This window comes from Streptomyces glaucosporus, assembly GCF_039533345.1.
In the GTDB taxonomy this organism is placed as follows: Bacteria; Actinomycetota; Actinomycetes; order Streptomycetales; family Streptomycetaceae; genus Streptomyces; species Streptomyces glaucosporus.
This window is the reverse complement of the sequence record NZ_BAAATJ010000001.1, coordinates 1-24,171: the sequence shown is the minus strand read 5'-3', so window position 1 is coordinate 24,171 and position 24,171 is coordinate 1. Positions and strand designations below refer to the sequence as shown.

20 protein-coding genes are annotated in these 24,171 nt (G+C 73.8%); 13 read left to right on the top strand and 7 right to left on the bottom strand.

The features are described from left to right. Positions 1 to 114 precede the first annotated feature (114 nt). Together ABD358_RS00100 and ABD358_RS00095 are read left to right on the top strand one after the other, a co-directional pair. Positions 115 to 1,191 carry an ornithine cyclodeaminase family protein gene (locus ABD358_RS00100; RefSeq protein WP_344628680.1) on the top strand — a complete coding sequence of 359 codons (1,077 nt, stop codon included), beginning with the start codon at positions 115 to 117 and terminating at the stop codon, positions 1,189 to 1,191. 64 nt (positions 1,192 to 1,255) lie between these two features. Further along, positions 1,256 to 3,277 carry an amino acid adenylation domain-containing protein gene (locus tag ABD358_RS00095; RefSeq protein WP_344628679.1) on the top strand — a complete coding sequence of 674 codons (2,022 nt, stop codon included), beginning with the start codon at positions 1,256 to 1,258 and terminating at the stop codon, positions 3,275 to 3,277. A gap of 107 nt (positions 3,278 to 3,384) precedes the next feature. Here ABD358_RS00095 and ABD358_RS00090 read toward each other — a convergent pair whose 3' ends face one another. From ABD358_RS00090 to ABD358_RS00080, 3 genes are all read right to left on the bottom strand, one after another. Next, on the bottom strand, positions 3,385 to 4,836 hold the full coding sequence (locus tag ABD358_RS00090; protein ID WP_344628678.1) for an alpha/beta fold hydrolase: 1,452 nt from the start codon (positions 4,834 to 4,836) through the stop codon (positions 3,385 to 3,387). 17 nt (positions 4,837 to 4,853) lie between these two features. Further along, positions 4,854 to 5,876, bottom strand: a complete 1,023-nt coding sequence (locus ABD358_RS00085) for a zinc-binding dehydrogenase (protein WP_344628677.1) — start codon at positions 5,874 to 5,876, stop codon at positions 4,854 to 4,856. A 97-nt stretch (positions 5,877 to 5,973) separates the two neighbouring features. After that, a complete protein-coding gene (locus tag ABD358_RS00080) occupies positions 5,974 to 7,098 on the bottom strand; it encodes a winged helix DNA-binding domain-containing protein (RefSeq protein ID WP_344628676.1) in 1,125 nt (374 codons plus the stop codon). Between the two features lie 160 nt (positions 7,099 to 7,258). On the opposite strand from ABD358_RS00080, the gene cimA reads away from it, so the two are divergent. The 9 genes from cimA to ABD358_RS00035 all read left to right on the top strand — a co-directional run bounded on the left by cimA (position 7,259) and on the right by ABD358_RS00035 (position 17,880). After that, positions 7,259 to 8,908 (top strand): citramalate synthase, encoded by a 1,650-nt coding sequence (gene cimA, locus ABD358_RS00075; protein ID WP_344628675.1) that lies wholly within the window; start codon positions 7,259 to 7,261, stop codon positions 8,906 to 8,908. Between the two features lie 70 nt (positions 8,909 to 8,978). After that, a complete protein-coding gene (locus ABD358_RS00070) occupies positions 8,979 to 10,007 on the top strand; it encodes a ketoacyl-ACP synthase III family protein (RefSeq protein WP_344628674.1) in 1,029 nt (342 codons plus the stop codon). A gap of 130 nt (positions 10,008 to 10,137) precedes the next feature. Next, complete coding sequence (locus tag ABD358_RS00065; protein ID WP_344628673.1) at positions 10,138 to 11,142, top strand: aromatase/cyclase; 1,005 nt, start codon at positions 10,138 to 10,140, stop codon at positions 11,140 to 11,142. After that, positions 11,129 to 11,761 (top strand): antibiotic biosynthesis monooxygenase family protein, encoded by a 633-nt coding sequence (locus ABD358_RS00060; RefSeq protein ID WP_344628672.1) that lies wholly within the window; start codon positions 11,129 to 11,131, stop codon positions 11,759 to 11,761. Before ABD358_RS00065 ends, ABD358_RS00060 begins: the two co-directional genes overlap by 14 nt. 133 nt (positions 11,762 to 11,894) lie before the next feature. Next, the gene (locus ABD358_RS00055) at positions 11,895 to 12,113 is read left to right on the top strand and encodes an acyl-CoA carboxylase subunit epsilon (protein WP_344628671.1); all 219 of its coding nucleotides are present in this window, start codon (positions 11,895 to 11,897) and stop codon (positions 12,111 to 12,113) included. A 121-nt stretch (positions 12,114 to 12,234) separates the two neighbouring features. Beyond that, entirely contained in the window at positions 12,235 to 13,995 is a 1,761-nt protein-coding gene (locus tag ABD358_RS00050) for a fatty acyl-AMP ligase (protein ID WP_344628670.1), read from the top strand. Continuing rightward, positions 13,995 to 15,743, top strand: coding sequence for an acyl-CoA dehydrogenase family protein (locus tag ABD358_RS00045; protein WP_344628669.1), 1,749 nt, complete (start codon positions 13,995 to 13,997; stop codon positions 15,741 to 15,743). The genes ABD358_RS00050 and ABD358_RS00045 overlap by 1 nt, the downstream gene beginning before the upstream one ends. Positions 15,744 to 15,788: 45 nt before the next feature. After that, entirely contained in the window at positions 15,789 to 17,030 is a 1,242-nt protein-coding gene (locus ABD358_RS00040; RefSeq protein WP_344628668.1) for an acyltransferase domain-containing protein, read from the top strand. Position 17,031: 1 nt separating this feature from the next. Continuing rightward, positions 17,032 to 17,880, top strand: a complete 849-nt coding sequence (locus ABD358_RS00035; RefSeq protein ID WP_344628667.1) for a 4'-phosphopantetheinyl transferase family protein — start codon at positions 17,032 to 17,034, stop codon at positions 17,878 to 17,880. A gap of 21 nt (positions 17,881 to 17,901) precedes the next feature. On the opposite strand, the gene ABD358_RS00030 is transcribed toward ABD358_RS00035, so the two are convergent. The 4 genes from ABD358_RS00030 to ABD358_RS00015 form a co-directional block, all read right to left on the bottom strand. Then, positions 17,902 to 18,513, bottom strand: coding sequence for a response regulator transcription factor (locus ABD358_RS00030; protein ID WP_344629035.1), 612 nt, complete (start codon positions 18,511 to 18,513; stop codon positions 17,902 to 17,904). 51 nt (positions 18,514 to 18,564) lie between these two features. Further along, positions 18,565 to 19,707: a sensor histidine kinase gene (locus tag ABD358_RS00025; RefSeq protein WP_344628666.1), complete on the bottom strand. Its 1,143-nt coding sequence runs from the start codon at positions 19,705 to 19,707 to the stop codon at positions 18,565 to 18,567. A gap of 218 nt (positions 19,708 to 19,925) precedes the next feature. Then, positions 19,926 to 22,253: a TOMM precursor leader peptide-binding protein gene (locus tag ABD358_RS00020; RefSeq protein ID WP_344628665.1), complete on the bottom strand. Its 2,328-nt coding sequence runs from the start codon at positions 22,251 to 22,253 to the stop codon at positions 19,926 to 19,928. A gap of 4 nt (positions 22,254 to 22,257) precedes the next feature. Further along, on the bottom strand, positions 22,258 to 22,614 hold the full coding sequence (locus tag ABD358_RS00015) for a hypothetical protein (protein WP_344628664.1): 357 nt from the start codon (positions 22,612 to 22,614) through the stop codon (positions 22,258 to 22,260). 240 nt (positions 22,615 to 22,854) lie between these two features. Here ABD358_RS00015 and ABD358_RS00010 point away from each other — a divergent pair, with 240 nt between their 5' ends. Both ABD358_RS00010 and ABD358_RS00005 read left to right on the top strand, forming a co-directional pair. Further along, positions 22,855 to 23,649 carry an AfsR/SARP family transcriptional regulator gene (locus ABD358_RS00010; protein ID WP_344628663.1) on the top strand — a complete coding sequence of 265 codons (795 nt, stop codon included), beginning with the start codon at positions 22,855 to 22,857 and terminating at the stop codon, positions 23,647 to 23,649. A gap of 66 nt (positions 23,650 to 23,715) precedes the next feature. Further along, positions 23,716 to 24,171 (top strand): carboxyl transferase domain-containing protein (locus ABD358_RS00005; protein ID WP_344628662.1); only part of this gene is annotated, 456 nt, incomplete at its 3' end.

Here is a 24,171-nt window from a genome sequence, read left to right as displayed (position 1 = left end):
GGCGCAGTGGCACCGGCCGGGCGGAACACGGTCAGCACACGGCCACCCGCCCCCGCACGGCCACTCACACGACCACTCACACGACGACCGGGCACGATCAACGAGGGGAACCCGATGGAAACGCTCCTGATAACCCAGGCCGACATACGCCGGATACTCGACGAGATCGGCCGGTCCGAGATCATGAACAGGGTCATCGACCGGTTGACCGAGGGATTCCGCCAGGTGCATCTGGAGGGAGGGGAGCTGTCACCGCTGCGGGACGGTTTCCTGAGACCCGTGCCGGCGCCCGGCATCATCGAGTGGATGCCCCACCGGGCCGAGGGGGAGAGCGTCACGATCAAGACGGTCGCCTACAGCCCGGGCAATCCCCGGCTGTTCGGGCTGCCGACGATCCTGGGGACGCTCACCCGCTTCGACGACACCACCGGGCGCCTGGTCGCCGTCGCCGACGGCGTGCTGCCCACGGCGATCCGCACGGGCGCGGCATCGGCGGTCGCCACCCGTGCCCTGGCCCGCCCGGACAGCCGTACGGTCGGCCTCGTCGGCACCGGAGCCCAGGCCGTCACCCAGCTCCACGCGCTGAGCCTGGTCCTGCCGGTGGAGCGGGTCCTGGCCTGGGACACCGAGCCGGAGCACCTGCGGTCCTTCGCCCGGCGCGTGTCCTTCCTCGGCCTCGACGTCGAGCCCGCCACCCCGGCGGACATCGCCGCGCGGGCGGACGTCATCACCACGGCGACCTCGGTCGGCGTGGGCCGGGGCCCGGTGCTCCCCGACGTCCCCGGGCGCGAGCACCTGCACGTCAACGCCGTCGGCGCCGACCTGGTGGGCAAGACGGAACTCCCGCAGGGCCTGCTGGAACGCGCCGTGGTCTGCCCCGACCACCCGGAGCAGGCCCTGCGCGAGGGCGAGTGCCAGCGCCTGGCCGCCGACGCGCTGGGACCGAGCCTCGCCCGGCTGTGCGCGGAGCCCGGGACGGCCGCGGCCCTGCGGGACACCACGACCGTCTTCGACTCCACCGGCATCGCACTGGAGGACCACCTGGTGCTCGACGTGCTGCTGGAGGCCGCGGCGGAGACCGGCGCGGGCACCGGCGTCGACCTGGAGTACCACCCCGAGGACGCGCTGAACCCTTACTCGTCCCAGGCCGTCCCCGCCTTCGGCGGCGACAGGATCGCAATCACGGTCTGACTCCCGGGCCGGGGGCCCGGCGGGCCCCCGGCCTGTGTTTCGGGCCCCCACAGGGGGAGATGAGATGAATCCGTTCGACGACACCGCCGCGCCGCACCGGGCGCTGGTCAACGAGGAGGGCCAGTACTCGCTGTGGCCGGCGGGGTTCGCCGTTCCCGCCGGATGGCGGACGGCCTTCGGCCCGGACACCCGGGCCGCGTGCCTGCGGTACGTCGAGGACCGGTGGAGCGACCCGCGGCCCCGGAGCCTGGTCCGCGAGGCGGACGGTGCGGCGGGCACGGTTCCGCCCGCGCCCGGGGAACTGCCGTGCGGCCTGTTCGAGGAGCAGGCGGCCCGCACCCCCGGCGCCCCGGCCCTGGAGTCCGCCGACGCACGGCTGACCTACGGCGAGCTCAACACCGCCGCCAACCGGCTGGCGCACCACCTCGCCGCCCGCGGGGTGGGCCCGGAGAGCGTGGTCGCCCTCGTCCTGCCCAGGTCGGCCGACCTGATCGTCGCGCTGCTCGCCGTTCTGAAGGCCGGGGCCGCGTACCTGCCGGTGGACACCGCGTACCCTGCCGAGCGGATCGAGTACCTGCTGCGGGACGCGCGGCCGGCCTGCGTGATCGCCACGGCGGAAACGGCCGCCGGGATGCCGGGGGACTCGCCCGGCACGGGTCTGGTCCTGCTGGACGACCCGGCCGTGCGGCGGGAGGTGGGGGAGCGGCCCGGCCACGACCCGCGGGACGAGGACCGTACGGGGCCCCTTCTGGCCGGGCACCCGGCCTATGTGGTCTACACCTCCGGTTCGACCGGCCGCCCCAAAGGGATAGCCATGCCCTGCCGGGGCCTGACCCACCTGCTGGTCTGGCACCGGGCAGCGCTCCCCGGCGGACCGGGGACCCGCACCGCCCAGTTCACCGCCATCGGCTTCGACTTCTCGGTGCAGGAGATCCTGGGCACGCTCGTCGCGGGCAAGACCCTGGTGATTCCCACCGACGACCTGCGCCGCGACCCGGCCGGGCTGGTCGAGTGGATCGACCGCCACCGGGTGAACGAGCTGTACGCACCCACGGCCGCGATCGAGGCCGTGCTGGCGGCGGCGCAGGAGAGCGGCAGCGACCTCGCCACGCTGACGGACGTCTACCAGGGCGGCGAGGCCCTGAACGTCGAGGGACAGATCAGGGACTTCGCGCTGCGCTCGCCCTTCCGCCTGCACAACGTCTACGGGCCGGCCGAGGTGCACGTCGCCACTTTCCACACGGCCCCCGACGACCCGGCCGACTGGCCGGCCTCCGCGCCGCTGGGACCGTCGATCCCGGACGTGCCCGTCCGCGTCCTGGACGAGGAGCTGAGGCCCGTCGCCCCCGGAGAGGCCGGGGAGCTGTACATCGCCGGGCCGCAGGTGTCGCGCGGATACCGGAACCGCCCCGATCTGACCGCCGCCCGTTTCGTGGCGGACCCCATGGGACCGCCCGGCAGCCGCATGTACCGCACCGGGGACCTGGGACGGTGGAACGCCGACGGCCACGCGGAGTTCATCGGCCGCACCGACGACCAGGTGAAGATCCGCGGTTTCCGCGTCGAGCCGGGAGAGGTCGAGGCGGTGCTGGTGAGCCACCCGGAGGTGGCCCAGGCGGCCGTCGTCGCCAGGAACGACCGCCCCGGGGGGCCGCGGCTGGTGGCCTACGTGGTCGGCGGGGCCGACGCCGCCTCGGTGCGGCGGCACGCGGCCGGGTCGCTGCCGGAGTACATGGTCCCCTCCGCCGTGGTGCTCCTGCCGGAGTTCCCGCTCGCCCCGAACGGCAAGGTGGACCGCCGGGCCCTCCCGGCACCCGAGGACACCCCCTCCGCCGGCGCGTCCGCGGGCCGGGAGGCGCGGACGGACCGCGAGCGGGTGCTGTGCGAACTGTTCGCCGAGGTGCTGAGGGTACGGGCCGTCGGGGTGGACGACCACTTCTTCGAACTCGGCGGGCACTCGCTGATGGCCGGCCGGCTGACCGCCCGCATCCGGGCGGTGCTGGGCTGCCGGATCCCCATCCGGCGCGTGTACGAGTCGCCGACCCCCGCGACCCTCGCCGCCCTCCTGGACGGACCGCCCTCCTGACGCCCGTGCCCCCGCCGGGGGCCGGGCAGCACGACACCGGGGCCGCCACGCTTCAAGCGTGGCGGCCCCGGTGTCTCCTCCGTGCCCCGCGGGGCGGTCCCGCCCGGCTACGCGCCGTCCGGCGGCACGTCCGGCCGCGGGTCGCCCGGGCAGCGGACCGGCCCGTCGGGCAGGACGCCGTCCAGCAGGTAGCGGTTGACGTGCTCGTCCACGACGGGGTTGCCGCCGAAGCCGTAGATCTCGTGGGCTCCGGAGTCGACCACGAGGACCAGCCGGTGCCCCAGCCGCTCGGCCATGGCGGTGGCGCCCTCGTGGTGGTCCAGCGGATCCCCGTCGGCCTGGACCACCAGACCGGCCGGATACCCCTCGCGCCGCACCCGGGTGGCCTCCTCGGCCGGGGTGAACGTGCGGAACGTCCCCACCCACGGCTGGGCGCGCAGCACGCCGTAGCCGTAGGGGCACTCGTCCCGGAAGCGCCGCATGTCCCGGTAGTAGACCTCCAGGTCCGAGGGCCAGTCGGTCTCGCAGGTCACCGCCTCCAGCACGGCCTCCCGCACCTGGCCGGCGGCCGAGCCGGGGCGCCAGGCCGACTGCCCCGCGAGCAACTGCCGCGCCTGCTCGGTGCTTCCCGAGGCGGCGGCCTTGTGCAGGTCGCCGACGAGCAGGGCCAGTACGTCCCAGCGCGGTCGCAGCGGGGCGAGGGTGCCCATGATCCCGTCGAAGGCGGTGCGCAGCGACGCGTCCGGGGTGCGGCCGGCCAGCAGCGCCGCGGTCTCCTCGACGGAGGCCAGCACCTGCGCTGCGTCGGTGCCCAGGCCGTAGCGGCTGTTGCGCTCGCCGGCCCACGCCGCCCACGCGTCGACGCTCTCCCGCACGGCGCGGGCCTGGGCCATGAACTGCCGCCGCCAGTCCCAGCCGGGGTGGACGGAGGAGTCCAGCACGCTGCGGTCCAGACGCGCGGGGAACATGGTCCCGTAGACCGCGCCGACGAGCGTGCCGTAGGCGTAGCCGACGAAGCTGATCCGCTCCTCGCCGAGGAGGGCGCGGATCAGGTCCATGTCGCGAGCGGTGTTGCGGGTGCTGATGTGCGGGCGCAGCTCGCCCCCGGCACGCCGGCACCCCTCCTCGCGGGCCCGCATGTCCTCGGTGAGGACGGCGAACGCGGAGTCCGGGGGCCGGGAGTCGAAGACGGCCCGTGCGGGAGTGTCCTCGCCGTCCAGCCGGGTGGAGGCGCCGGTGCCGCGCGGGTCGAAACCGATCAGGTCGTAGACCTCGTTCAGCGGGGTGGTCCGGTGGAGCTCGACCGGCATCATCCGGCCGTGGCCGTTGTCGCCGCCCGGACCGCCGTGGACCGACAGCAGGACGCCCCGCCGCCGGGCGGGGTCCGCCGCCCGGCGCCTGCTGATCGCGATCGAGATGCGCCGGCCGCCGGGATCGGCGTAGTCCAGGGGCACTTCGACAGAAGCGAGTTCGAGCCCCTCCCCGGTGTCGCTCGGTGACCACTGGAGCGGCTGGGACGTGAACGCGTCCAGCTCTTCGGTGGGCTGTGGCGTCGGCATGGCAAGCCCCTCCGGCCCTAGGAGATCTTGACCACGACGTTGCCGGTGTACTTGCCGGCCAGCATCGCCATCAGGGCGTTGGGGGCCTCGCCGAGACCGCCCTCGACGACCGTGTGCGGGAAGACGAACTTCCCCTCCCGCAGCCAGGTGCTGAAGTGCTGGTTCCACGCCCAGATCTGCTCGGGGGTGTGGTACGTGGCGAACGGGCGGATGGAGATCTCCCGGACGATGGAGGTCATGATGTCCAGGCGGGGGAAACCGCCGAGGCTGTCGCCGACCTGGCCGGCGAGGGCGCCGCAGAGGGCGAAGCGGGCACCATGCGCCGCCGCCTGGACGGCCGCCTCGAACTGCTCGCCGCCCACCACGTCGAAGAAGACGTTGATCCCCTCGGGCGCCAGCTCGCGCAGCCGGTCCAGGACCGGGCCGTCGTGGTAGTCGAAGGCGGCGTCGTAGCCGAGCTCGTTGACCAGGTAGTCGACCTTCGCCTTGCTGCCGGCGCTGCCGATGACCCGCTTGGCGCCGCGGCACTTGGCGATCTGGCCCGCGAGCGAGCCCACACCGCCGGCCGCGCCCGAGACGAAGACCACGTCGCCCTCGCCGACCTCGGCGATGTCCACCATGCCGTGGTAGGCCGTCGGGCCCTGGCACAGGTAGTGCACCGGGCTCGGGTAGAGGCTGGTGTCGAGCTTGAAGAAGTTCTCGGCCGGGCCGGTGGAGAACTCCCGCCAGCCGTCGGTGCTCGCCACCACGTCACCCGGCGCGAAGTCCGGGCTGTTGGAGCGCACCACGGTGCCGACGGCCGATCCCCACAGGGCCTCGCCGACCTGGAACAGCGGCATGGGCAGTTCGGCGTCCTGCTTCATCAGGTCCTGCATCACCGCGCTGACCTGGAGGTAGTCATTGCGTACGACCAGCTCTCCGTCCCCGGGCTCGCGGACCGGCGCCTCGGCGAACTCGAAGTTCTTCTCCGAGAGCTCCCCGTCGAGGTGGGACGCCAGCCGTACTTCCCGGGAAGTGGTGGGGATGGCTTCGGTGGTCATGGATCGGGCCTCCTGGTCGGAATGAGGATGCGTTCCGAGTGTTCCGCGAGGCGCTTGAGCGACGCTCGACCAGCGGGGGAGCGACCCGGCCGGAGGATCAGGCCGGCGGCCGTTCGATGCGGACGTCGAAGGTCTCGGCCCGGTCGGCGGCGAAGGCGAGCAGCTCGGCGCCGGCGGCGGTCAGCGCGTCCGCGTCCTCCTTCCGCAGGGGCGCGAAGGGGGTGAGGGTCAGGGTCGCGGCGCGCCGCTGCTGCGTGATCTTCCACTTGCCGTGCACGAAGCCGTCCACCAGGAACGTTCCCGGGATCTGGGCGTTCTTGGTGTATATCGCCTTGCGGGCGCTGTCGCTGATGACCCTGGACCGGTCGGCGTGGGAGAGGATCAGGTTGTCGAACTCGGCGACGAAGCGCGGCGGCACGGGCGTGTCGGGATCGGGGAGCGGAGCGCCGGGGACGTCCAGGAGTTCGGCGCCCTCCTCGGTCCGCGCGATCCGCAGCCCGGGGCGGAGCTCCTCGGTGACCTCCCTCAGCTGGGTGAGCCCCGACCAGGCCTGGATGTCCTGGACGGTGGCCGGACCGAAGGCGGCCAGGTAGCGCAGGACCATGGAGCGCGGCGACGCGCCGCCGTCCAGGGGGCTGCCCAGCCAGTCCTCGGCGCGGGCGTAGACGGGCTGCCCGGAGGATCCCCAGACCCCGCGGGGCGGGGTCTGCACCAGGGCCTCCACGAAGCGGAACACATTGGCCAGTACGGACGGCGGCCGGTCGGGCCACCGCTCCTGCAGCAGCTTCCCCAGCTCCGCGGCGCTGCGCGGCCCGTCCGCGAGCAGGGCCAGGCCCGCGTCGGCGACCTCGCGGGGCGCCAGGCCGGCGAGCTGCCGACCGTAGACGGGGAGCACATCGCGGTCGAACAGCGGCTGGACCAGGGGACGCAGCGTCAGGCAGTCACGGGCGCTGACCAGGTGGACCGTTCCGCGCATCAGGGCGATGCGGACCGCCTTCCGGGAGGTCAGCAGCTCGGACAGCTCGCCGTGGCGGAAGTCCCTCAGTCGTGTCCAGAGGCCGACGTAGGGGGCCTTGGGGGACTGCGCCTGCAGGCCGACCAGGTGCTCCATCGCCTCCAGGGCGGACAGGTCCGCCGGTTCGAGCAGTAACTGACGTGCCAGCAGGGCGCGGTTGAGCGCCCGTCGGCCGAGCACCGGGGGCGGTGTCGTATGAGTGGGCATGGCGGACCAGCCTATCCGCACCGGCCCCGCCCGCTCACCGCCCGGACCGGACCGCTCCTCGAGGACGACCCGTTCTCGAGTGTTCCTCCAGCCGGTCGCCGGACGGTGGCACCTCCCGCGGCGCCGTCCGGCGACCGGCGGCACGAAGGAGGGAGGGACGATGGCCGAGCGGCGCTTCCAGCTCTACGACACGACCCTGCGCGACGGAACGCAGCAGGAGGGCCTGGTGCTGACGGTCGAGGACAAGCTCGCCGTCGCGCGCCACCTGGACGCGTTCGGGGCGGGCTTCATCGAGGGCGGCTGGCCCGGCGCGATCCCCAGGGACACGGAGTTCTTCCGCCGGGCGCGCACGGAACTGGACCTGCGCACCGCGGAGCTGGCGGCCTTCGGCGCCACCCGCAAGCCGGACACCCTGGTCACCACCGACCCGCAGGTGCGGGCGCTGCTGGAGGCCGAGACGCCCGTGGTGACCCTGGTGGCCAAGAGCCACACCCGGCACGTGGAGCTCGCCCTGCGCACCACGCTCGCCGAGAACCTCGCCATGATCGCCGGCACCGTGCGGCACCTGGTGCGGGCCGGGCGGCGGGTGTTCGTGGACGCCGAGCACTACTTCGACGGCTGGCTGCTCAACCGCGAGTACGCCCTGGAGGTGGTCCGCACCGCCGCCGAGGCCGGCGCCGAGGCCGTGGTGCTGTGCGACACCAACGGCGGCTCGCTGCCGGACGGGGTCGGCGCCGTCGTCGCGGACACCCTCGCGGCGACCGGTGCGCGGCTGGGCATCCACTGCCACGACGACTCAGGCTGCGCGGTCGCCAACACCCTGGCCGCGGTGGACGCCGGGGCCGACCACGTCCAGGGCACCGCCCACGGCTACGGGGAGAGGTGCGGCAACGCCAACCTGTTCACCGTCGCCGCCAACCTGGTCCTCAAGCGGGGCCGCACCGACGTGGTGCCCGTCGAGCGGCTGGGGCGGATGGCGGAGACCGGACGCGCCATCGGCGAGCTGACCGGGGTCCACGCCCACCCGGCGGCCCCGTACGTCGGCGCCTCCGCCTTCGCGCACAAGGCCGGGCTGCACGCGTCCGCCCTGCGCGTCGACCCCGACCTGTACCAGCACATCGACCCCGCGCGGGTGGGCAACGCCATGCGCACCCTGGTCTCCGACATGGGCGGGCGGTCCTCCATCGAGCTGAAGGCCCGCGAGCTGGGCTACGAGGTCTCGGCCGGGTCCGAGCCGGTGGCGCGTGCCGCGGCCCGGGTCAAGGAGCTGGAGAACCGCGGCTACAGCTTCGAGTCCGCCGACGCGTCCTTCGAACTGCTGCTGCTGGAGGAGCTGACCGGCGGCGACCTCGACCAGCCCTTCGAGGTGGACGCGTGGAAGGTCGGCGTCGAACGGCGGGCCGGCGGCGGGGTGCGCACCGAGGGGTCGGTGCGGCTGCGGGTCGACGGGGCGCCGCTCTCCGCGACCGGCACCGGCAACGGGCCCGTCAACGCCCTGGACCGGGCGCTGCACCAGGCGCTCGACACGTTCTTCCCCGAGCTGTCCCGGCTGGAACTGGTCGACTACCAGGTCCGGGTGCTGGGAAGCGGTGCGGACGGAGGACCGGGCAGCGCGGCCGCCGCCCGTGTCCTGATCACCTTCACCGACGGACGCCGCCGCTGGGGCACCGTCGGCGTGGACGGCAACACCGTCACCGCGTCCTGGCGGGCGCTGCTGGACGCGGTCCGCTACGTCCTGCTGACCGAGCGCGGGGCCGACCACCGGACCGGCCGGCGCGCCGCGGCCCCCGCGACGGCGGCCGCGGGCTGACCCTCAGCGCCCCGCCGACGACACCGCCGACGACACCGCCCACGACACCGCGACGACACAGGGAGTGGCTGTGCGAGTGGAAGACATCTTCATACGGGGGACCGGAGTGCGGCTTCCCTCGTCCCTGCGGATCGCCGACGCCGTGGAGGCGGGCGACTGCCCGGCCCGGATCGCCGCGGCCACGGACATGGTCTCGGTGGCGTACTCGCCCGGCGAGTCCGCCGCCGAGATGGCGGTGCACGCCGCCCGCACCGCCCTGGAACGGGCCGGCAGCGCCGGCGGGGACATCGACCTGATCCTCCACGCCGACACCTACCACCAGGGCCAGGACCTGTGGCCCGTCGCCTCCTACATCCAGCGCGAGACGCTCGGCAACACCTGCCCGGCCCTGGAGATCCGGCAGATGTCCAACGGCGGCATGGCCGCCCTGGACCTCGCCCACTCCTACCTCACGGCCGTGCCCGGCCGCTGCGACGCGCTGCTGACCACCGCCGACCGGTTCTGCGAACCCGGCATCGACCGCTGGCACACCGACCCGGGCACCCCGTACGCCGACGGGGCCACCGCGCTGGTGCTCTCCCGGCGCGGCGGGTACGCCCGGCTGCGCTCCCTGGCGATGTTCGCCGACCCCGAACTGGAACCGCTGCACCGGGGCGACGAGCCGTTCGGGAAGGCCCCCTTCTCGCACCGCATCCCGGTCGACTTCGAGGAGGCCAAGCGGTCCTTCGTGGCCCGGGTGGGCATGTCGTACGCCGTCACCCGGGCCCACGCCGGGCAGCAGACCGTGATCAAACAAGCACTGGCCGACGCCGACATGGAACTGGCCGACGCCGACTGGGTGGTCCTGCCGCACTTCGGACGGCGCCGGCTGCGGTCCATCTACCACCAGCCGTTCGGCATCGACCCGGCCCGCACGGTCTGGGACTGGAGCCGCACGGTCGGACACCTGGGCGCGGGCGACCAGTTCGCGAGCCTGGACCACCTGATCGTCTCGGGCCGGGCGAAGCCCGGCGACCGCTGCCTCCTGATCGGCGTCGGCGCCGGCTACAGCTGGGGCTCGGCGGTGGTGGAGATCCTGGACCGTCCCGGCCCGGCCTGACGGTCCCGCCCGTGCGCCGACCACGGGCACCGAACACCTCGTCCGGCGCTCCAGTCCGGCTCGAGCGCTCTCCGACAACCTGACAACAGGCGCCGTGCGAGCGGCGCGACCGAAGGGAAGATCCGCTGTGGTGCCGAACTCCGCTACCGCCGTCGCCGGAACCGCCGAAGCCCCCCGGACCCGTGTCACGGAGCACACGGTCGTCGTCGGCGCGCCCGCCGACACCGTCTACGGGCTGGTCGCCGACGTCTCCGCGTGGCCGCAGGTCTTCGGGCCCACCGTCCACGTCGAGGTGCTGAAGGAGGAGTCCGACGAGCAGCTCCTGCGGATCTGGGCCACGGCGGGCGACCAGGTCCGCTCCTGGACCTCGCACCGCATCCTCAACGCCCGCACCCGCACGGTCTCCTTCCGCCAGGTGGTGTCCGCCCACCCGGTGGCGTCGATGGGCGGGGAGTGGCGGATCGAGTCCGACGACGACGGCGGCAGCCGCGTCGTCCTGCTGCACGACTACACCGCCGTGGACGACGACCCCGAGGCGGTCGCCCTGATCGAGCAGGCGATCGACCGCAACAGCCGCGCCGAGCTGGCGGCCCTGCGGAACTCCGCCGAGGCCGGCCCCGGCGAGGACGAGATCCGCTTCACCTTCAGCGACTCGGTGGACATCGACGGCTCGGCCGAGGACGTCTTCGCCTTCCTCGACCGCGCCGACCTGTGGCCCGCGCGACTGCCGCACGTCGCCCGGATCGACCTCGCCGAAGCCCCCTCCGACGGGGGCGGATCCACCGTCCAGCGGATGGACATGGACACCCGCAGCCCCGACGGGTCCCTCCACAACACCATGTCCGTGCGGGTGTGCTTCCCCGACCGGCACACCATCGTCTACAAGCAGCTCAGGGTTCCGGTGGTGATGAGCGGACACACCGGCCGGTGGGTGATAGAACCCCATGGGAAGGGAGTGCGCGCCACCTCCTGGCACACCGTCACCCTCGACCCGGAGGGCGTCCGCCGGCTCCTCGGCCCCCGGGCCACGCTCGCCGAGGCACGCGCCAAGGTCCGGCAGGCCCTGGGCGCCAACAGCACCACGACCCTGCGCCACGCCAAGCAGTTCGCGGAGAACCTCCATGCCCGACCGTGACCTCAGCGGTCCCCTGACGATCGTCAACCGGTTCACCGTCAAGGGGGACCCCGAGGACTTCGAGCAGGAGTTCCGCGCGCACTCCCAGTACCTGCGCCGCCGGAAAGGCTTCGCGTACCTGGTGACCGTACGGCTGGTGGAACCCCCGCGCACCTACGTCCACGTGGGGCACTGGCGCAGCCTGAAGGGGTTCATCGAGACCGCCCACACCGAGACGTTCCTGGACCACGTGCGGACGCTGGAGCCGATGGTGGACACCGAGGCCGACCAGGCGGTGAGCGTGGACCGGATGCTGGTGGGGGAGGCCCTGACGGGACACGAGAACGTGGTGCTGCTGCCGTGCACGGTCCTGGGCGGGTGCCAGGAGTTCGAGAAGAACGTCCAAGAGCTCTCCCGGTACTTCGCCGGCACCGGGGGCTTCGGCGGCTTCGACCTGCTGAGATCCACCCTGCGGCCGCAGCGCTACCTGGGCCTGGCGTGGTGGCGCGACACCTCCTCCTGCGACCGCGCCCTCACCGGCCGCGGCCACCGCGAGGCCCTCGAAGCGCTGAGGCGGGTCGCCAGGGTCGGCGTCGAGCGCACCCGGCACATCGCCTACGAGCGGGGCATCGCCGGCTGAGCGCGGAGACCACGGCGGGGCGGGACCCTACGGGGCCCGCCCCGCACGGTGTTCCCGCACCCCCGGGGCCCCGGTGCTCCTCCCGCGTCCCGCGCGCGAGCGCGGCTCGACCGTCGGGGCACAGCCTTGCCCCATGCCCGACGAGACGCGCCCCACCCTGCTGACCGTGGTCCGCGGTGCACCGGACGACCTGGAGCTGGCCGCGGTCACCGCCGTGCTGCTGGCCCTGCTGCGGAACGACCCCGCCGACGACCCCGGCGGCGGGCCCGGCCCGGAAGGCCCCGCGCCGCGCGCCGGCTGGCGCGCCGGCCGGCCCGGCTACCGCTCGCCCAGGGCCTGGTCACACCCGTGAGGCGGGAGACGGTCCGGACGTTGTCGAGCCCGGTTCGAGAGGGTGTTCGTACCTTCCCGGAGGAGTCACAGGAGCGGACGCCGAGAACCCGGCGGCCGCGACGACACGCGAGGGGGAGGCGATGAGCGGTTACCGGAACTTCACCGAGCTCATTCTGGACAGGGCCGCGGAATCGCCCGACCGGGAGGCGCTCGTCCTGCTGTCCGGGACGGGCACGCCGGCCGGCGTGCCCGCCGCGGAGACGGTCGCCTACCGGGAGCTGGACGGCGCCGCCAAGCGCCTCGCCGGATGGCTCCAGGCGCACGGCGCCGCGGGCGAGCGGGTGCTGATCCTCCAGTCGTCCCGCCGGCTGTTCGCCGTCAGCCTCCTGGGCTGCCTGTACGCGGGTGCCGTGGCGATCCCCGTGCCGCCGGTCGGGGGGCGGCGGCACCACGAGGAGCGGGTGGCGGGCATCGTCCGGGACGCGGCCGTGAGCATCGTCGTCAGCGACTCCGCCGAGGCCCCGGAGGTCTCCCGGCTGCTGGCCCGCACCGGTTACGGGAGCATTCCCTGCCTGGCCGCGGACGCCGTCCCCGGAGCGCCGGACTGGACCCCGCCCGATCTGGACGCCGACACCGTGGCCCTCCTCCAGTACACCTCCGGCTCCACCCGCGAACCCCGCGGCGTGATGGTCACCCACGGCAACATCCTGGCCAACCAGGAGGCGATCGGCCGCGCGCTGCGCACCCGCCCCGGCGCCCGGCTCGGCGGCTGGCTGCCCTTCCACCACGACATGGGACTCGTCGGCCAGCTCCTGCACCCGCTGTGGCTGGGCGGCACCTCCGTGCTGCTCGACCCCACCGCGTTCGTCAAGCGGCCGGTCCGCTGGCTGGAGGCGATCTCCCGGTACGGAGTCAGCGTCAGCGGCGCCCCCGACTTCGCGTACGACCTGTGCCTGCGCCGGATCACCGACGAGCAGATCGCGGGCCTGGACCTGTCCGGCTGGGAGACCGCCGTCAGCGGCGGCGAGCCGGTGCGGGCCGAGACCCTGCGCGCCTTCGCCGAGCGGTTCGCCCCGGCCGGGCTGCGGCCCGAGGCGATCACCCCCTGCTACGGGCTCGCCGAGGCGACCCTGCTGGTGGCCGGCGCCGCCCGCCGGAGCGGGGACGGGGACGCGCCCGCGCACCTGACCGTGGACGCCGCGGCCCTGGAGCGCGACGAGCTGCGTCCGCCGTCCCCCGGGAAACCGGAGCGGACCCTGGTCTCCTGCGGGTCCGTCGCCGGCTGCGAGCTGCGGATCACCGACCCCGGCAGCGGAGAGGCACTGCCCGACGGAAGGATCGGGGAGATCTGGCTGCGCGGCCCCGGGGTCGCCCGCGGCTACTGGGGCCGGCCCGCGGAGACCGCGCTGACCTTCGACGGCCGCACCGCCGACGGCGAGGGCGGCTGGCTGCGCACCGGCGACCTGGGCACCGTCGACCAGGGCGGGCTGTACGTCACCGGACGGCTCAAGGACATGATCGTGGTGGCCGGCCGCAACCTCTACCCACAGGACCTGGAACGCACGGTGCAGCAGGTCAGCAGCCTGTTCGGGGCCGCGACGGCGTTCGCGGTGCCCGGCGAGCGGGACCGGGTCGTCGTCGTCCAGGAGCTGCGCGCCCGGGGCCGCTACGACATCGACCTGGCCCGGCTCGCGGCCGCCGTGGGCAACCGCCTGGTCGAGGAGTTCGAAGTGCGGCCGGGCGGGGTGCTGCTGGTGCGTCCCGGCACGGTGCGCCGCACCACCAGCGGCAAGGTGGAGCGCTCCGCGATGCGCGGGCTGTTCCTCCGCGGCGAGCTGCGCCCGCTGCACCAGGAACTCCTGCCCGAGGTGAGGGAACTGATGACGGCCGGGGAGCGGTGATGGAGACGACCGAGGACCGCGCCGCCGCGCTGGAGCGCGCCTTCGGCCCGCTGGAGGATCCCGGCAACCCGCTGGGGCAGGACGCCCTGCTGGCCGCCGATGCGGCCGGCGACGTGCTCGCCGAGGCGGAGAAGGTCCTCGACGCCCACGGCTTCAACGCCGAGTTCGTCCCCGTGGAGCTGGGCGGCAGGCTGTCGCGGATGGACACCCTCGGCCGGGTGCTGCGCCCCGTCTTCCGCCGGGACGCCTCGGTCGGCTTCGGGCACGGCCTCAACTGCTTCTTCGCGGCGGCCCCCGTCTGGATCGCCGGCGACGCCGGGCAGCGCGCCGAGGTGGCCGGCCACCTGCTGGACGGCCGCCGCGTCGCCGTCGTGCGGCACGAGATGGCCCACGGCAACGACTTCGTCCGCGACGAGTTCACCGCCCGGCCCGCGGGCGGCGGCTTCCTCCTCGACGGCAGGAAGGCGGTGATCGCCAACGCCTCCCGCGCCGACGGGCTGGTGGTCTTCGCCCGGACGTCGGAGGACCCCGGCGGACGCAGCCACTCGGTGCTGCTGCTCGACCGCAGGACGCTGCCGCCCGGCAGGCTGACCGATCTCGCCCGGCGCTCCACCAACGGGATGCGCAGCGCCGAGTTCGGGGGCCTGCGGGCCGTCGACTGCCCGGTGCCGGGCGGGGCGCTGGTGGGCGGGCTCGGGGACGGCTACGAGGTGTCCCTGCGCTCCTCGCTGGTCATCCGCGGCCTCATCCCGTCCATCGTGCTGGCCGGGGCGGACACCGCGCTGCGCACCGTGGCCCGGTTCGCGGTCCGCCGCCGCGCCGACGGGCGCTCGTCGCTGGACGTCCAGCACGTGCGGGACGTCCTCACCGGGGCCTTCCTGGACCTGCTGCTGAGCGACTGCCTCGCCCTGGTGGCCACGCGCGGCCTGCATCTGCTGCCCCGGCAGACCAGCGCGTACGCCGCCGCGGCCGCCTACCTCGCCCCGAGGATCGTCACCGAGTCGATGGACGAGATGTCCGCGGTGCTGGGCGAGGAGACCTTCGCCTCGGACGGGGCGTACGCGATGTTCGGCAAGCAGCTGCGCGACCTGCCGGTCACCTCGCTGGGCCACGCGGGCAGCGCCGGCCGCCAGATCAGCCTCCTGCCGCAGCTCCCGTTCTTCGCCCGGAACGCCTGGTTCTCCGACGCCGAGGCCCCGGCCGCGCTGTTCCGGCTCCACGAGGACCTCCCGCCGTTGGACCTGGGCCGCCCGGCGCTGCTGGGCGACGGCGACCCGCTCGCCGCGACCCTGGTGGCCACCGACGGCCTGCTGGGCACCGAGGACCTGCCCGGCGACACGCCGGGGTGCCGGGAGGCGCTGCGGCACCTCATCCGTGCCCTGGTGGCGGAACTGGACGAACTGCGCGGGGTGTTCGCGGGGATCGAGCCCGGTGACCGGGCGGCCCTGGTCGACCCGCGCAGCTTCGCGCTGGCGGACCGGTACGCCCTGGTGCTGGCCGCCGCCGCCTGCCTGGGCGTGTGGCGCGAGCAGCGGTCCGGCGCCGCCGACGGACCGGACGGCACCGCCGCGGGCGTCTTCCTCGCCGACCCCGCCTGGCCCACGGCCGCCCTGTACCGCCTGTGCCGGCGCCTCGGCCTGTCCCTGCCGGACCGTCCCGTCGCCTGCGAGCGGCGGGTGCTCGCCGAGGTGCTGGCACGTCTGCACGGGCGGCGCAGCTACGACCTCTACGGCACGGCCCTGGCCTGACCCGCCGCCGCGCCCCTCCCCCGAGCCGCTGAAAAGGAGCGAGAGATGTCCGTACTGCCTCGCAGGGTACGCGAGCAGGCGTACGCAGACTGGCTGACGGAAAGACTGGCCCATTACCTCGGCCGGCCGGTCGAGGAGGCCGCGTCGTTCGTCGAGCACGGGCTGGACTCCGTGGCCGCGCTCAGCCTCTACGGCGACATCGAGGAGGAGTTCGGCCCGCTGATCGACCCCACCGACATCTGGGCGTACCCGACCGTGCGCGCGCTGGCCCGGTACCTCGCCCTGCGGGACCCCAGGCCCGGCGGGGACGGCCGGGTGCGGGCGGCCTTCGTGTTCACCGGCCAGGGCTCTCAGCACCCCGGCATGACCGCGGGGCTGTACCTGCACTCCACGGGCTACCGCACCCACCTGGACGAGGCGGCCGACGCGCTGCTTCCCTACACGGGGACGTCGGTCGTCGACCTGATCCTCAGCGGCGACCCGCGGATCCACCAGACGGCGTTCACCCAGCCCGCGCTGTTCGCCGTCGAGTACGCGCTGACCCGCACGCTGGAGGAGTCGGGGGTGCGGCCGGTGGCGGTGCTGGGGCACGGCATCGGCGAGTTCGCCGCGGCCGTCGCGGCCGGGGCGCTGCCGCTGTCCGCCGCCGCCCAACTGGTGTCCCTGCGCGGTGCGTTCATGCAGTACCTGCCCTCGGGCGGCGGGATGATGGCCACCTGCGCCCCCGCGTACGAGGCGGCGGACCTGCTGTCCGACGAGCCCGGGGTGAGCATCGGGGCGGTCAACGCGGCGAAGGCCACCGTGCTGTCCGGCGAGATCGCCGGGCTGGAGCGGGTCCAGGAGAAGCTGGCCGCGCGCGGCATCGCCGCCGCGATGCTGAACGTCACCCACGCCTTCCACTCCCCGCTGATGGAGCCGGTCCTGCCCCGGTTCGGGACGGTGGTGCGGCGGCTGCCCGGCGGCGCGCCGCGGGTGCCCTTCTACTCCACGGTGCGCGGCGGGTACACGGGCGAGCCCCTCTACGAGCCCTACTGGACCCGGCAGATCACCTCCACGGTGCGGTTCGCCGACGCCGCCCGCCAGATGCTCGCCCAGCAGACCCCCTCCCACGTCGTGGAGATCGGCCCCAAGGTGGTCCTCACCCCCTTCCTGCGCCGCATGGGGGGAGACCGGGGGCCGGTGTGCCTGGCCGCGTGCCGGGGCCCGGAGTCCAACGCCGTGGACCTCGCCGGCGTGCTCTCCGCTCTCGATGCCGGACCGCTCTCCGTCCCCCTGGCGGAGGACTGAGGTGGCGGACTTCACGGAGGTGGAGGCCCCCGGGACGGTTCCCGCCCCCGTGGCGGTGCCGGGTCCCGCGGGCCCCTGGGAGCGTGTGCGCGGGGAGCTGTCGCGGACGGGGACCGTGGTGGTGGCCGGACGGCTGCCCGACTGGCGCTTCCTTGGCGGGGAGGCGGAGCTGCCCCCGCTGCTGGGCCGGGACTGGCGCCGCTACCAGGTGCTGTCGCACCCGCTCACCCGGGAGCGGTTCGCGGCCTCACGGATCCTGCTGAGGCACGTCGTCGCCGCGGTGATCGACACGGCGGCCGACCAGGTGGACCTGGCGTACCAGCCGGGCGGGCGTCCCTACGTGCGCGGCTGCGACCAGATCGACGTCAGCCTCAGCCACACCGAGGAGATGGTGGTCGTCGGCGTCACCCGCAAGGGGCGGATCGGGGTGGACGTGGAACTGGTGGACCGGCGGATGGCGGGCACCGGCTCGGAGTCCCAGGCGTACACCCCGTACGAGCTGGCCCGGCTGGACGCGGACGGGGCGGACGCGCGCAACGACACCCTGGTGAGGCTGTGGACCCTGAAGGAGGCGTACAGCAAGGCGCTCGGCCAGGGACTGCGGTTCCGGTTCACCGAGTTCGGCTTCGCCCTGGACGCCGGCCGGGCCCGGCTGGTGCGGCCCGACGGCACGCCGGTCGACGGCACCGGATGGGCGTTCGGCACCCATGGGGTGGACGGCCGGTACGTGGTCAGCGCCGCCGTGTACGACGCGGGTTTCGGCGACACCGCCGACCTGTCGGTGCGGACCACGCTGGACACCGGCCTGCTGGACGCGCTGCTCGGCACGGCGGGCGGCGGCCCGGGGTGACGGGCGGCCGGCCGGGGCGGGTCAGGGGATCCAGCCGGCCTCCTCGGCTATCCGTACGGCGTCGATGCGGTTGCGGGCGTTGAGCTTGGCGACGATGGTCGTCAGATAGTTGCGGACGGTTCCCTTGGACAGGTAGAGGGTGCCGGCGATCTCGGCGGCGTCGGCGCCCCGCGCGGCGAGCCGCAGCACCTCCAGTTCCCGCGGCGAGAGCGGGTTCTCGGGGGAGTCCCAGGCGGAGAGGGCCAGTTGGGGGTCGATGACGCGCTGCCCCTGCGCGACGGCCCGGACGGAGTGGGCGAGCCGGTCCGGGGGCGCGTCCTTCAGGAGGAACCCGGTGACCTGCGCGGCCAGCGCCCGGCGCAGGGTGCCGGGACGGCTGAGGCTGGTGAGGATCAGCGTCCGGCAGGCGGGGAGTTCCTCGTGCAGCCGGGCCGCCGCGGTGAGGCCGTCGATGCCGGGGAGGTCCACGTCGATGACGGCCACGTCGGGCCGGGTCCGCAGAGCGGCGTCCACGATGCGGTCGCCGCGGTCGACCGCGGCGACGACCTCGAAGTCGGGCTCCAGCTCCAGCAGTGCGATCAGCGCCCCCCTGATCATATGGACGTCTTCGGCGAGCAGGATCTTCACCGACAGCACTGGCCCCCCAACCAAGTCATGTCCGGCGCGTGTGCCGGGCCCTCCGCGTCAGGCCGCGGATCTCGCCGTGTCCGCCGCCCCCAGGGTGCTCCCCTGCTGTTGCTTCTCGGTCACCGCCGGGTGTACAGGAGCCTCCGCGACGAGTTCGAAGCGGTCGTCCCCCCGAACGCCCGCGTCCACCCGGCCGCCTATCGAGGTCAGCCGGGTGCGGAGGTTGCCCAGTCCGCTGCCGCTGTGCGAGGAGCGGTCCGGCCGCTGGCCCGCCACCCCGTCGTTCACCAGGCGGAGCCGTACCGTCTCCTCCTCCACGCTCACGGAGATCAGGCACGTCTGGGCCTTGCTGTGGCGGAGGATGTTGGTGACGCCCTCCCGCAGGGCGGTCGCCAGCACGGTGTCCGTGACCGGGTGCAGCCGGCCGCAGGAGACGGCCGTCTCGGCCCGGATGTCGGCCGCGGCGAGGATGGCGGCCGCCGACTCCGCCTCGGCCTCCAGCGACATGTCGCGGTAGCCGCTGGCGACCAGCCGCACGTCCGCCAGGGCCTGCCGGGACACCTCCAGGACGGAGGCGATCTCCTCACGGGCCCGGTCGGGCCGGGTGGCCACCAGGCGGTAGGTCAGCTCGCTCTTGAGCGTGATGGCCGAGAGGCTGTACCCCAGCAGGTCGTGCAGGTCCCGGGCGAACCGCAGCCGCTCCTCGGTGACCGCCATCCGGGCCATCTCCGCGCGGGACGCGTGGACTTCGGCGATGAGGTCGCTCAGCCGGGCCATCCCGTAGATGATCAGCCCGGCCATCATGGACCCGGCCGTCATGTAGGAGACCATCACCCAGTCGAGGCCGGACGAGACGGTCACGGCGACCATGCTGCCCGCGATCAGCCCGTACAGCGGCCAGGCGAACCTCCCGGGGAGCAGCAGGAGCAGCGAACCGGCCAGCGGGCCGGCCATGGTGCCCCAGTTGACGCCGAACAGCAGGAACGGCAGGTAGGTCAGGACGGCCTGTACGGTGAGCGTCGCGCAGCGGCGGCGCATGGGCCACCGACGAGCGCGGGGGGAGACGTGCAGGAGCTGGACGACGAAGAGCACGGCCACACACGCGACGCAGACCAGCACCTCACCGGACTCCGCCTTGCTCCACAGGACGTTGAGCACCACGATCGCGGCGTAGTACACCACGGTGGCCACGGTGATCACCCTGGCCAGGGTCGGTGCGGGCGGTTCGTGACCCTCCCCCGCGGGGGGAGACGGCGTCCGGGTTCCCGCGGTCGCGGGAACCCGGAGAGAGGAGGCGCTGTCCGGTTTGCTGTGCACCAGGCTGCTCCTCGACGAAAACCGTGATGTGGACCGCGGATCGTCCGCATCGTATTGGCCAACGGTTCTGAGTGGCCACAGGAGAGGGTCGGCGTCCGAAATCAGACGAAGAGCGGAATCGGATTCAGATTCTCGTAGCGCGTGGGGCGGTCGAGGCGGCCGAGTGTCACCGGTATGTCGAACAGGCGCCCGGGGGCGAAACGGGCCCAGAAGTGGCGCAGACCGGGCACGATCGCCCGGACCACCGGAATTCCCACGTCAGGGCGTGTTTGATCGAGTACGAGGAGTTCCATCCCCCGCTGCTCGACGAGCTTCCGCGCCGCTTCCACGTCGTCGTGCAGGTCGCGGCGGGGGGTGTGGCCGTAATCTCCCGGAGCCAGTGGGGGCGTTGACTGGTCCGCGACCAAATATGGCTGGTTTCTTATGGTGGCTCCGGTCCACCAGGACAACAGGTCGGGGAGTGCGTCACCGTACCCCGGCCCGTCCCTCCCCACGCCGGCCACCGCGGCCGTCAGCTGCCCCATCTCCGTCAGGGCGCGGCGCAGCGCCAGCCGGGGGTCGAAGTGCGCGCCGAACCCCAGGGTGATGTCCTCCGCCGGTTTGTCCGTGCGCCGGGACACCGCCGCCATCACGGGAATCCCGAAGTCCGCGGTGAGGTCCAGGACCCACAGCTCGCGGTGCATGCGGGCGTAGGCGTCCCGGACACCGGCGAGCCACGGCTCGTCGAAGGCGTCCAGGTCCACGGCGGGCTGGCGGGTGCGGTTGTACCACCACAGGGCCACCGCGTCGCGCTCCACCAGTTCCAGGAAGCCCTGGACGACGGCGTCCTCCAGGCTGCTTCCCGCGGCGTTCCCGTTGGAGTCGGCGCACGGCAGGGACCCGTCGGGGGCGGCGTCGTGACCGAAGTACAGCATGGAGGTGGGGAGCAGCCGGTGCGTTCCGGCGGTCAGGGACCACACCGGCGTCCACTCCACCGGCCGGTCGGCGGCGAAGGGCGCGCACACCTGGTGGAAGGCGGAGACGGAGGCGTTCCAGCGTTCCCGGTCCCGGAACTGCCGCTCGTCGAAGAGCTGGCACGCGTTGGGGTGGATCGCCTGCTCCCCGAGGCCCTCCAGGGTGTCGAACACCGTCGGCTCGTCGCCCTGCCGGGTGGCGGAGTAACGTTCCACCGCCTCGCACAGCGCCCCCACCTCGGCCTCCAGCGGGGTGACGCCCTTGCCGCCGCTCAGCGTGCGCAGGCCGCCGCGCAGTTCGGCGAGCGTACGCGCGCCCAGGGCCAGGTTGTGGCCCGACACGTAGCAGTTGACGCCCTCGGGCAGGCGGGTGTCCCGCCTGACCTCCCGCACCACCCCCGTGACCGGGCCGACCAGATGGCCGTACCGCTCCAGAACCTGCTCCGGCGTCAGGGCGCGATCGTTGCTCCCGCCCCCCGCGGCCTTCGGCCGGGAGACCAGGACGACCGGCCGCCGACCGCGCTCGGCGACCAGCCCCGGGTCGCCGCACTCGGGGCACTGGGGGCGGCGGCGCACCGGGTGGTGGCCGGTGCGCAGGCTGAGGGTGTCCAGGACGCACACGGAGTCCTGCTCGGCGTTGCGCAGCCCGGCCAGCCACTTGGCCGCCTCCAGCACGGCCATCCGCAGCCCCATCCCCCGTCCGGCCGCCAGGGAGGCGACCGGACGGGGCAGGGGAGCGCTGGTGCCGATGGCCCGCTGGAGCGGGATCTCCGCCCGGCGGTGGGCGCGCACCCGGTGCGCCAGGCAGGACCAGCAGGCCCCCTCGCCCGGCCGGAACACCGGGCCCGCCCACGGCTCGTCGCCGTACGGCCTGGCCAGCAGCCAGGGCAGCCGCCGCTCGCGGTGCCAGGCGTCCACGGGCCCCAGGTCCGGGGCCAGGTAGTCGTCGCAGAGCACCAGCGAGAAGACGTTCCCGCCGCTCCCCCCGTCCCCCGGCCCGACCGGCTCCGGGCCGTCGGCCGGCCCCAGCACCCGCAGGCCGGACTCCTCGCAGGCCGCCCGCGCCTCACGGCCGTCCACTCCGCCCACGGTGATCAGCCGCACGGTCGTGCGGGCCAGTGCCGCGTCCGCGGTGCCGCCGTCCAGCCCGGCCAGCTCCCAGTAGGCGGCCGCCGACACGTCCGACCCCTCCCGCGGGGCGTGCCGGTAACCGACGAGGTTGACCCGCGCCAGTTCCCCGATGATCCGGCCGGCCTCCACGGGGGAGACCCGGGACCGGACCTCGCGCAGCACCTCGTTCAGGGTGCGGGTGCCGTCCAGCAGCGGGGCGATGGCCTCCGCCTGCCTGCCGTGCAGCGCCCTGACCCCGCGAGGGGAGAGCAGGTACACCGCTTCGCCGGGCACCACCTCGACCCGGAGGTGCTGGCGGAAACCCACGAAGGGGCCGTCCCCGGCAGCCTCTTCGCAACGTCTCACGCGTTCACCGACCCTGCGCGTGCAGGGAGGAGGACTCGGTGCGCCAGCAGGTGAGGCAGGCCCGCACCATGGAACCGTACGCGTCGACGCCGTCCAGGTCCTCGACCGTCACCGGACCGTCCATGTAGACCGGCTCGGACGCGAACGGGCCGAAATCCACGAGGACCGCGGAGGGGGCCGGAACGTCGCCGTAGGGCGCCTCGGCCGCCGACAGCCCGAACTCGGAGAGGACCGAGACCGGGTCGGCCGCGTAGCGCCTGCCCAGCTCGGGCTCGAGGCCGGCCCGTGCCGCCAGTTCGGCGAATCTGTGGTCCTCCCCGGTGTCGTGGCGGACGGCGGCCGCGGACGCGTTGCTTCCCATGGGAACCCCCTGTTGTCTCAAACGACTGTGCGTTCGATCCGTGTGGTTCAGAATTCTGCGAGCCGTGCCGTCGCCGCGCCCAGTGCGGAAGTCATCACCGGGGCATGACATTTTCACGATTGCGCTCGTGAGCGGTTCACTGTGCCCCGCTCCTGTGCCGTGCGAGCCTCGCTCAATGCTCCGGGAAGGACCGCTGGCCGGACCGCCGGCGGGTACGGCTCGACAAGGGGAGAGCACACCATGGAGATCAGAGTTCTGGGACCGCTCACCGCGGTGGAACGGGGAGTGTCGATCGTTCCGAGCGCCGCCAAGCCGAGGCAGATCCTCGCCCTCCTCGCGCTCCAGGCCGACCACGTGGTGACCGTGCCCACCCTGATGGAGGAGATCTGGGGGGAGAACGTCCCGCGCAGCGCCGCCACCACCCTGCAGACCTACATCCTCCAGCTGCGCCGCAGGATCGCGGTGGCGCTGGAGGACGACCCGACGCGCGAGGCCAAGGACGTCCTGGTCACCCAGCACGGCGGCTACCTCCTCCAGGTCCAGCCCGGCCAGGTGGACGTCCAGGAGTTCGAGCAGCTCGCCGCCTCCGGCCGGGCCGCCTACGACGCCGGCGACGACCGCGTCGCCTCCGAACTGCTGGGCCGCGCCCTGGCCATGTGGCACGGGCCCGCCCTGGTGGACGTCCGGGTGGGCAGCGTCCTCGAACTGGAGGTCCTGCGCATGGAGGAGGACAGGATGGCCGCCCTGGAGCGGCGCATCGACGCCGACCTGCGGCTGGGCCGGCACACCGAACTCGTACCCGAACTGCGGGTGCTGTCCGCCCGTCACCCGATGCACGAGAACTTCTGCGCCCAGCTGATGGTGGCCCTGCACCGCTCGGGCAACTCCTGGCGGGCCCTGGAGGCGTACCAGCGGCTGCGTGGAACGCTCATCGAGGAACTGGGCATGGAGCCCTCGCCGAAACTCCAGCGGTTGCACCAGGCCGTGCTCTCCGGCGACCCGCAACTGGACGCCGCGGTGCGCGCGGGCCGCTGACCGGAGGACCGGCCGGGTCGTACGGCCCTCCAGCCGACTTCGAGGTTCCGTTCCTACGTTCGGCCGATGACGATCCTCGACGACCTCACGAGCACACAGACGCCGGCAGCGGAACGGGAACCGGTGCCGGAAGGGGCAGCGGCCCCGCTGCCCGGCCCCGATCTGCGCCGGGCCACCGCCGAACTGCACCGGCTCAAGGAGGAGGTGGGACGGGGACCGGACCCGGAGGCCACCCGCAGACAGCACGCCAAGGGCAAGCTCACCGCCCGCGAGCGGCTGGACTCCCTCTTCGACGAGGGCACCTTCACCGAAGTGGAGCCGCTGCGGCGGCACCGCGCCACCGGCTTCGGCCTGGAGGACCGCAAGCCTCACGGTGACGGCGTGGTCACCGGCTGGGGAACCGTCCACGGCCGCACCGTGTTCGCCTACGCCCACGACTTCCGGATCTTCGGCGGGGCGCTGGGCGAGGCCCACGCGCAGAAGATCCACAAGATCATGGACATGGCCCTGGCGGCCGGCGCG

Excerpts from the sequence above, each read along its gene's own strand:
- ABD358_RS00015 (WP_344628664.1), bottom strand. The coding sequence starts at position 22,614 with ATGGGAAGCAACGCGTCCGCGGCCGCCGTCCGCCACGACACCGGGGAG.
- ABD358_RS00040 (WP_344628668.1), top strand. The coding sequence starts at position 15,789 with ATGTCCGTACTGCCTCGCAGGGTACGCGAGCAGGCGTACGCAGACTGG.
- cimA (WP_344628675.1), top strand. The coding sequence starts at position 7,259 with ATGGCCGAGCGGCGCTTCCAGCTCTACGACACGACCCTGCGCGACGGA.
- ABD358_RS00080 (WP_344628676.1), bottom strand. The coding sequence starts at position 7,098 with ATGCCCACTCATACGACACCGCCCCCGGTGCTCGGCCGACGGGCGCTC.
- ABD358_RS00100 (WP_344628680.1), top strand. The coding sequence starts at position 115 with ATGGAAACGCTCCTGATAACCCAGGCCGACATACGCCGGATACTCGAC.
- ABD358_RS00055 (WP_344628671.1), top strand. The coding sequence starts at position 11,895 with ATGCCCGACGAGACGCGCCCCACCCTGCTGACCGTGGTCCGCGGTGCA.
- ABD358_RS00090 (WP_344628678.1), bottom strand. The coding sequence starts at position 4,836 with ATGCCGACGCCACAGCCCACCGAAGAGCTGGACGCGTTCACGTCCCAG.
- ABD358_RS00085 (WP_344628677.1), bottom strand. The coding sequence starts at position 5,876 with ATGACCACCGAAGCCATCCCCACCACTTCCCGGGAAGTACGGCTGGCG.
- ABD358_RS00095 (WP_344628679.1), top strand. The coding sequence starts at position 1,256 with ATGAATCCGTTCGACGACACCGCCGCGCCGCACCGGGCGCTGGTCAAC.
- ABD358_RS00045 (WP_344628669.1), top strand. The coding sequence starts at position 13,995 with ATGGAGACGACCGAGGACCGCGCCGCCGCGCTGGAGCGCGCCTTCGGC.
- ABD358_RS00060 (WP_344628672.1), top strand. The coding sequence starts at position 11,129 with ATGCCCGACCGTGACCTCAGCGGTCCCCTGACGATCGTCAACCGGTTC.
- ABD358_RS00050 (WP_344628670.1), top strand. The coding sequence starts at position 12,235 with ATGAGCGGTTACCGGAACTTCACCGAGCTCATTCTGGACAGGGCCGCG.
- ABD358_RS00010 (WP_344628663.1), top strand. The coding sequence starts at position 22,855 with ATGGAGATCAGAGTTCTGGGACCGCTCACCGCGGTGGAACGGGGAGTG.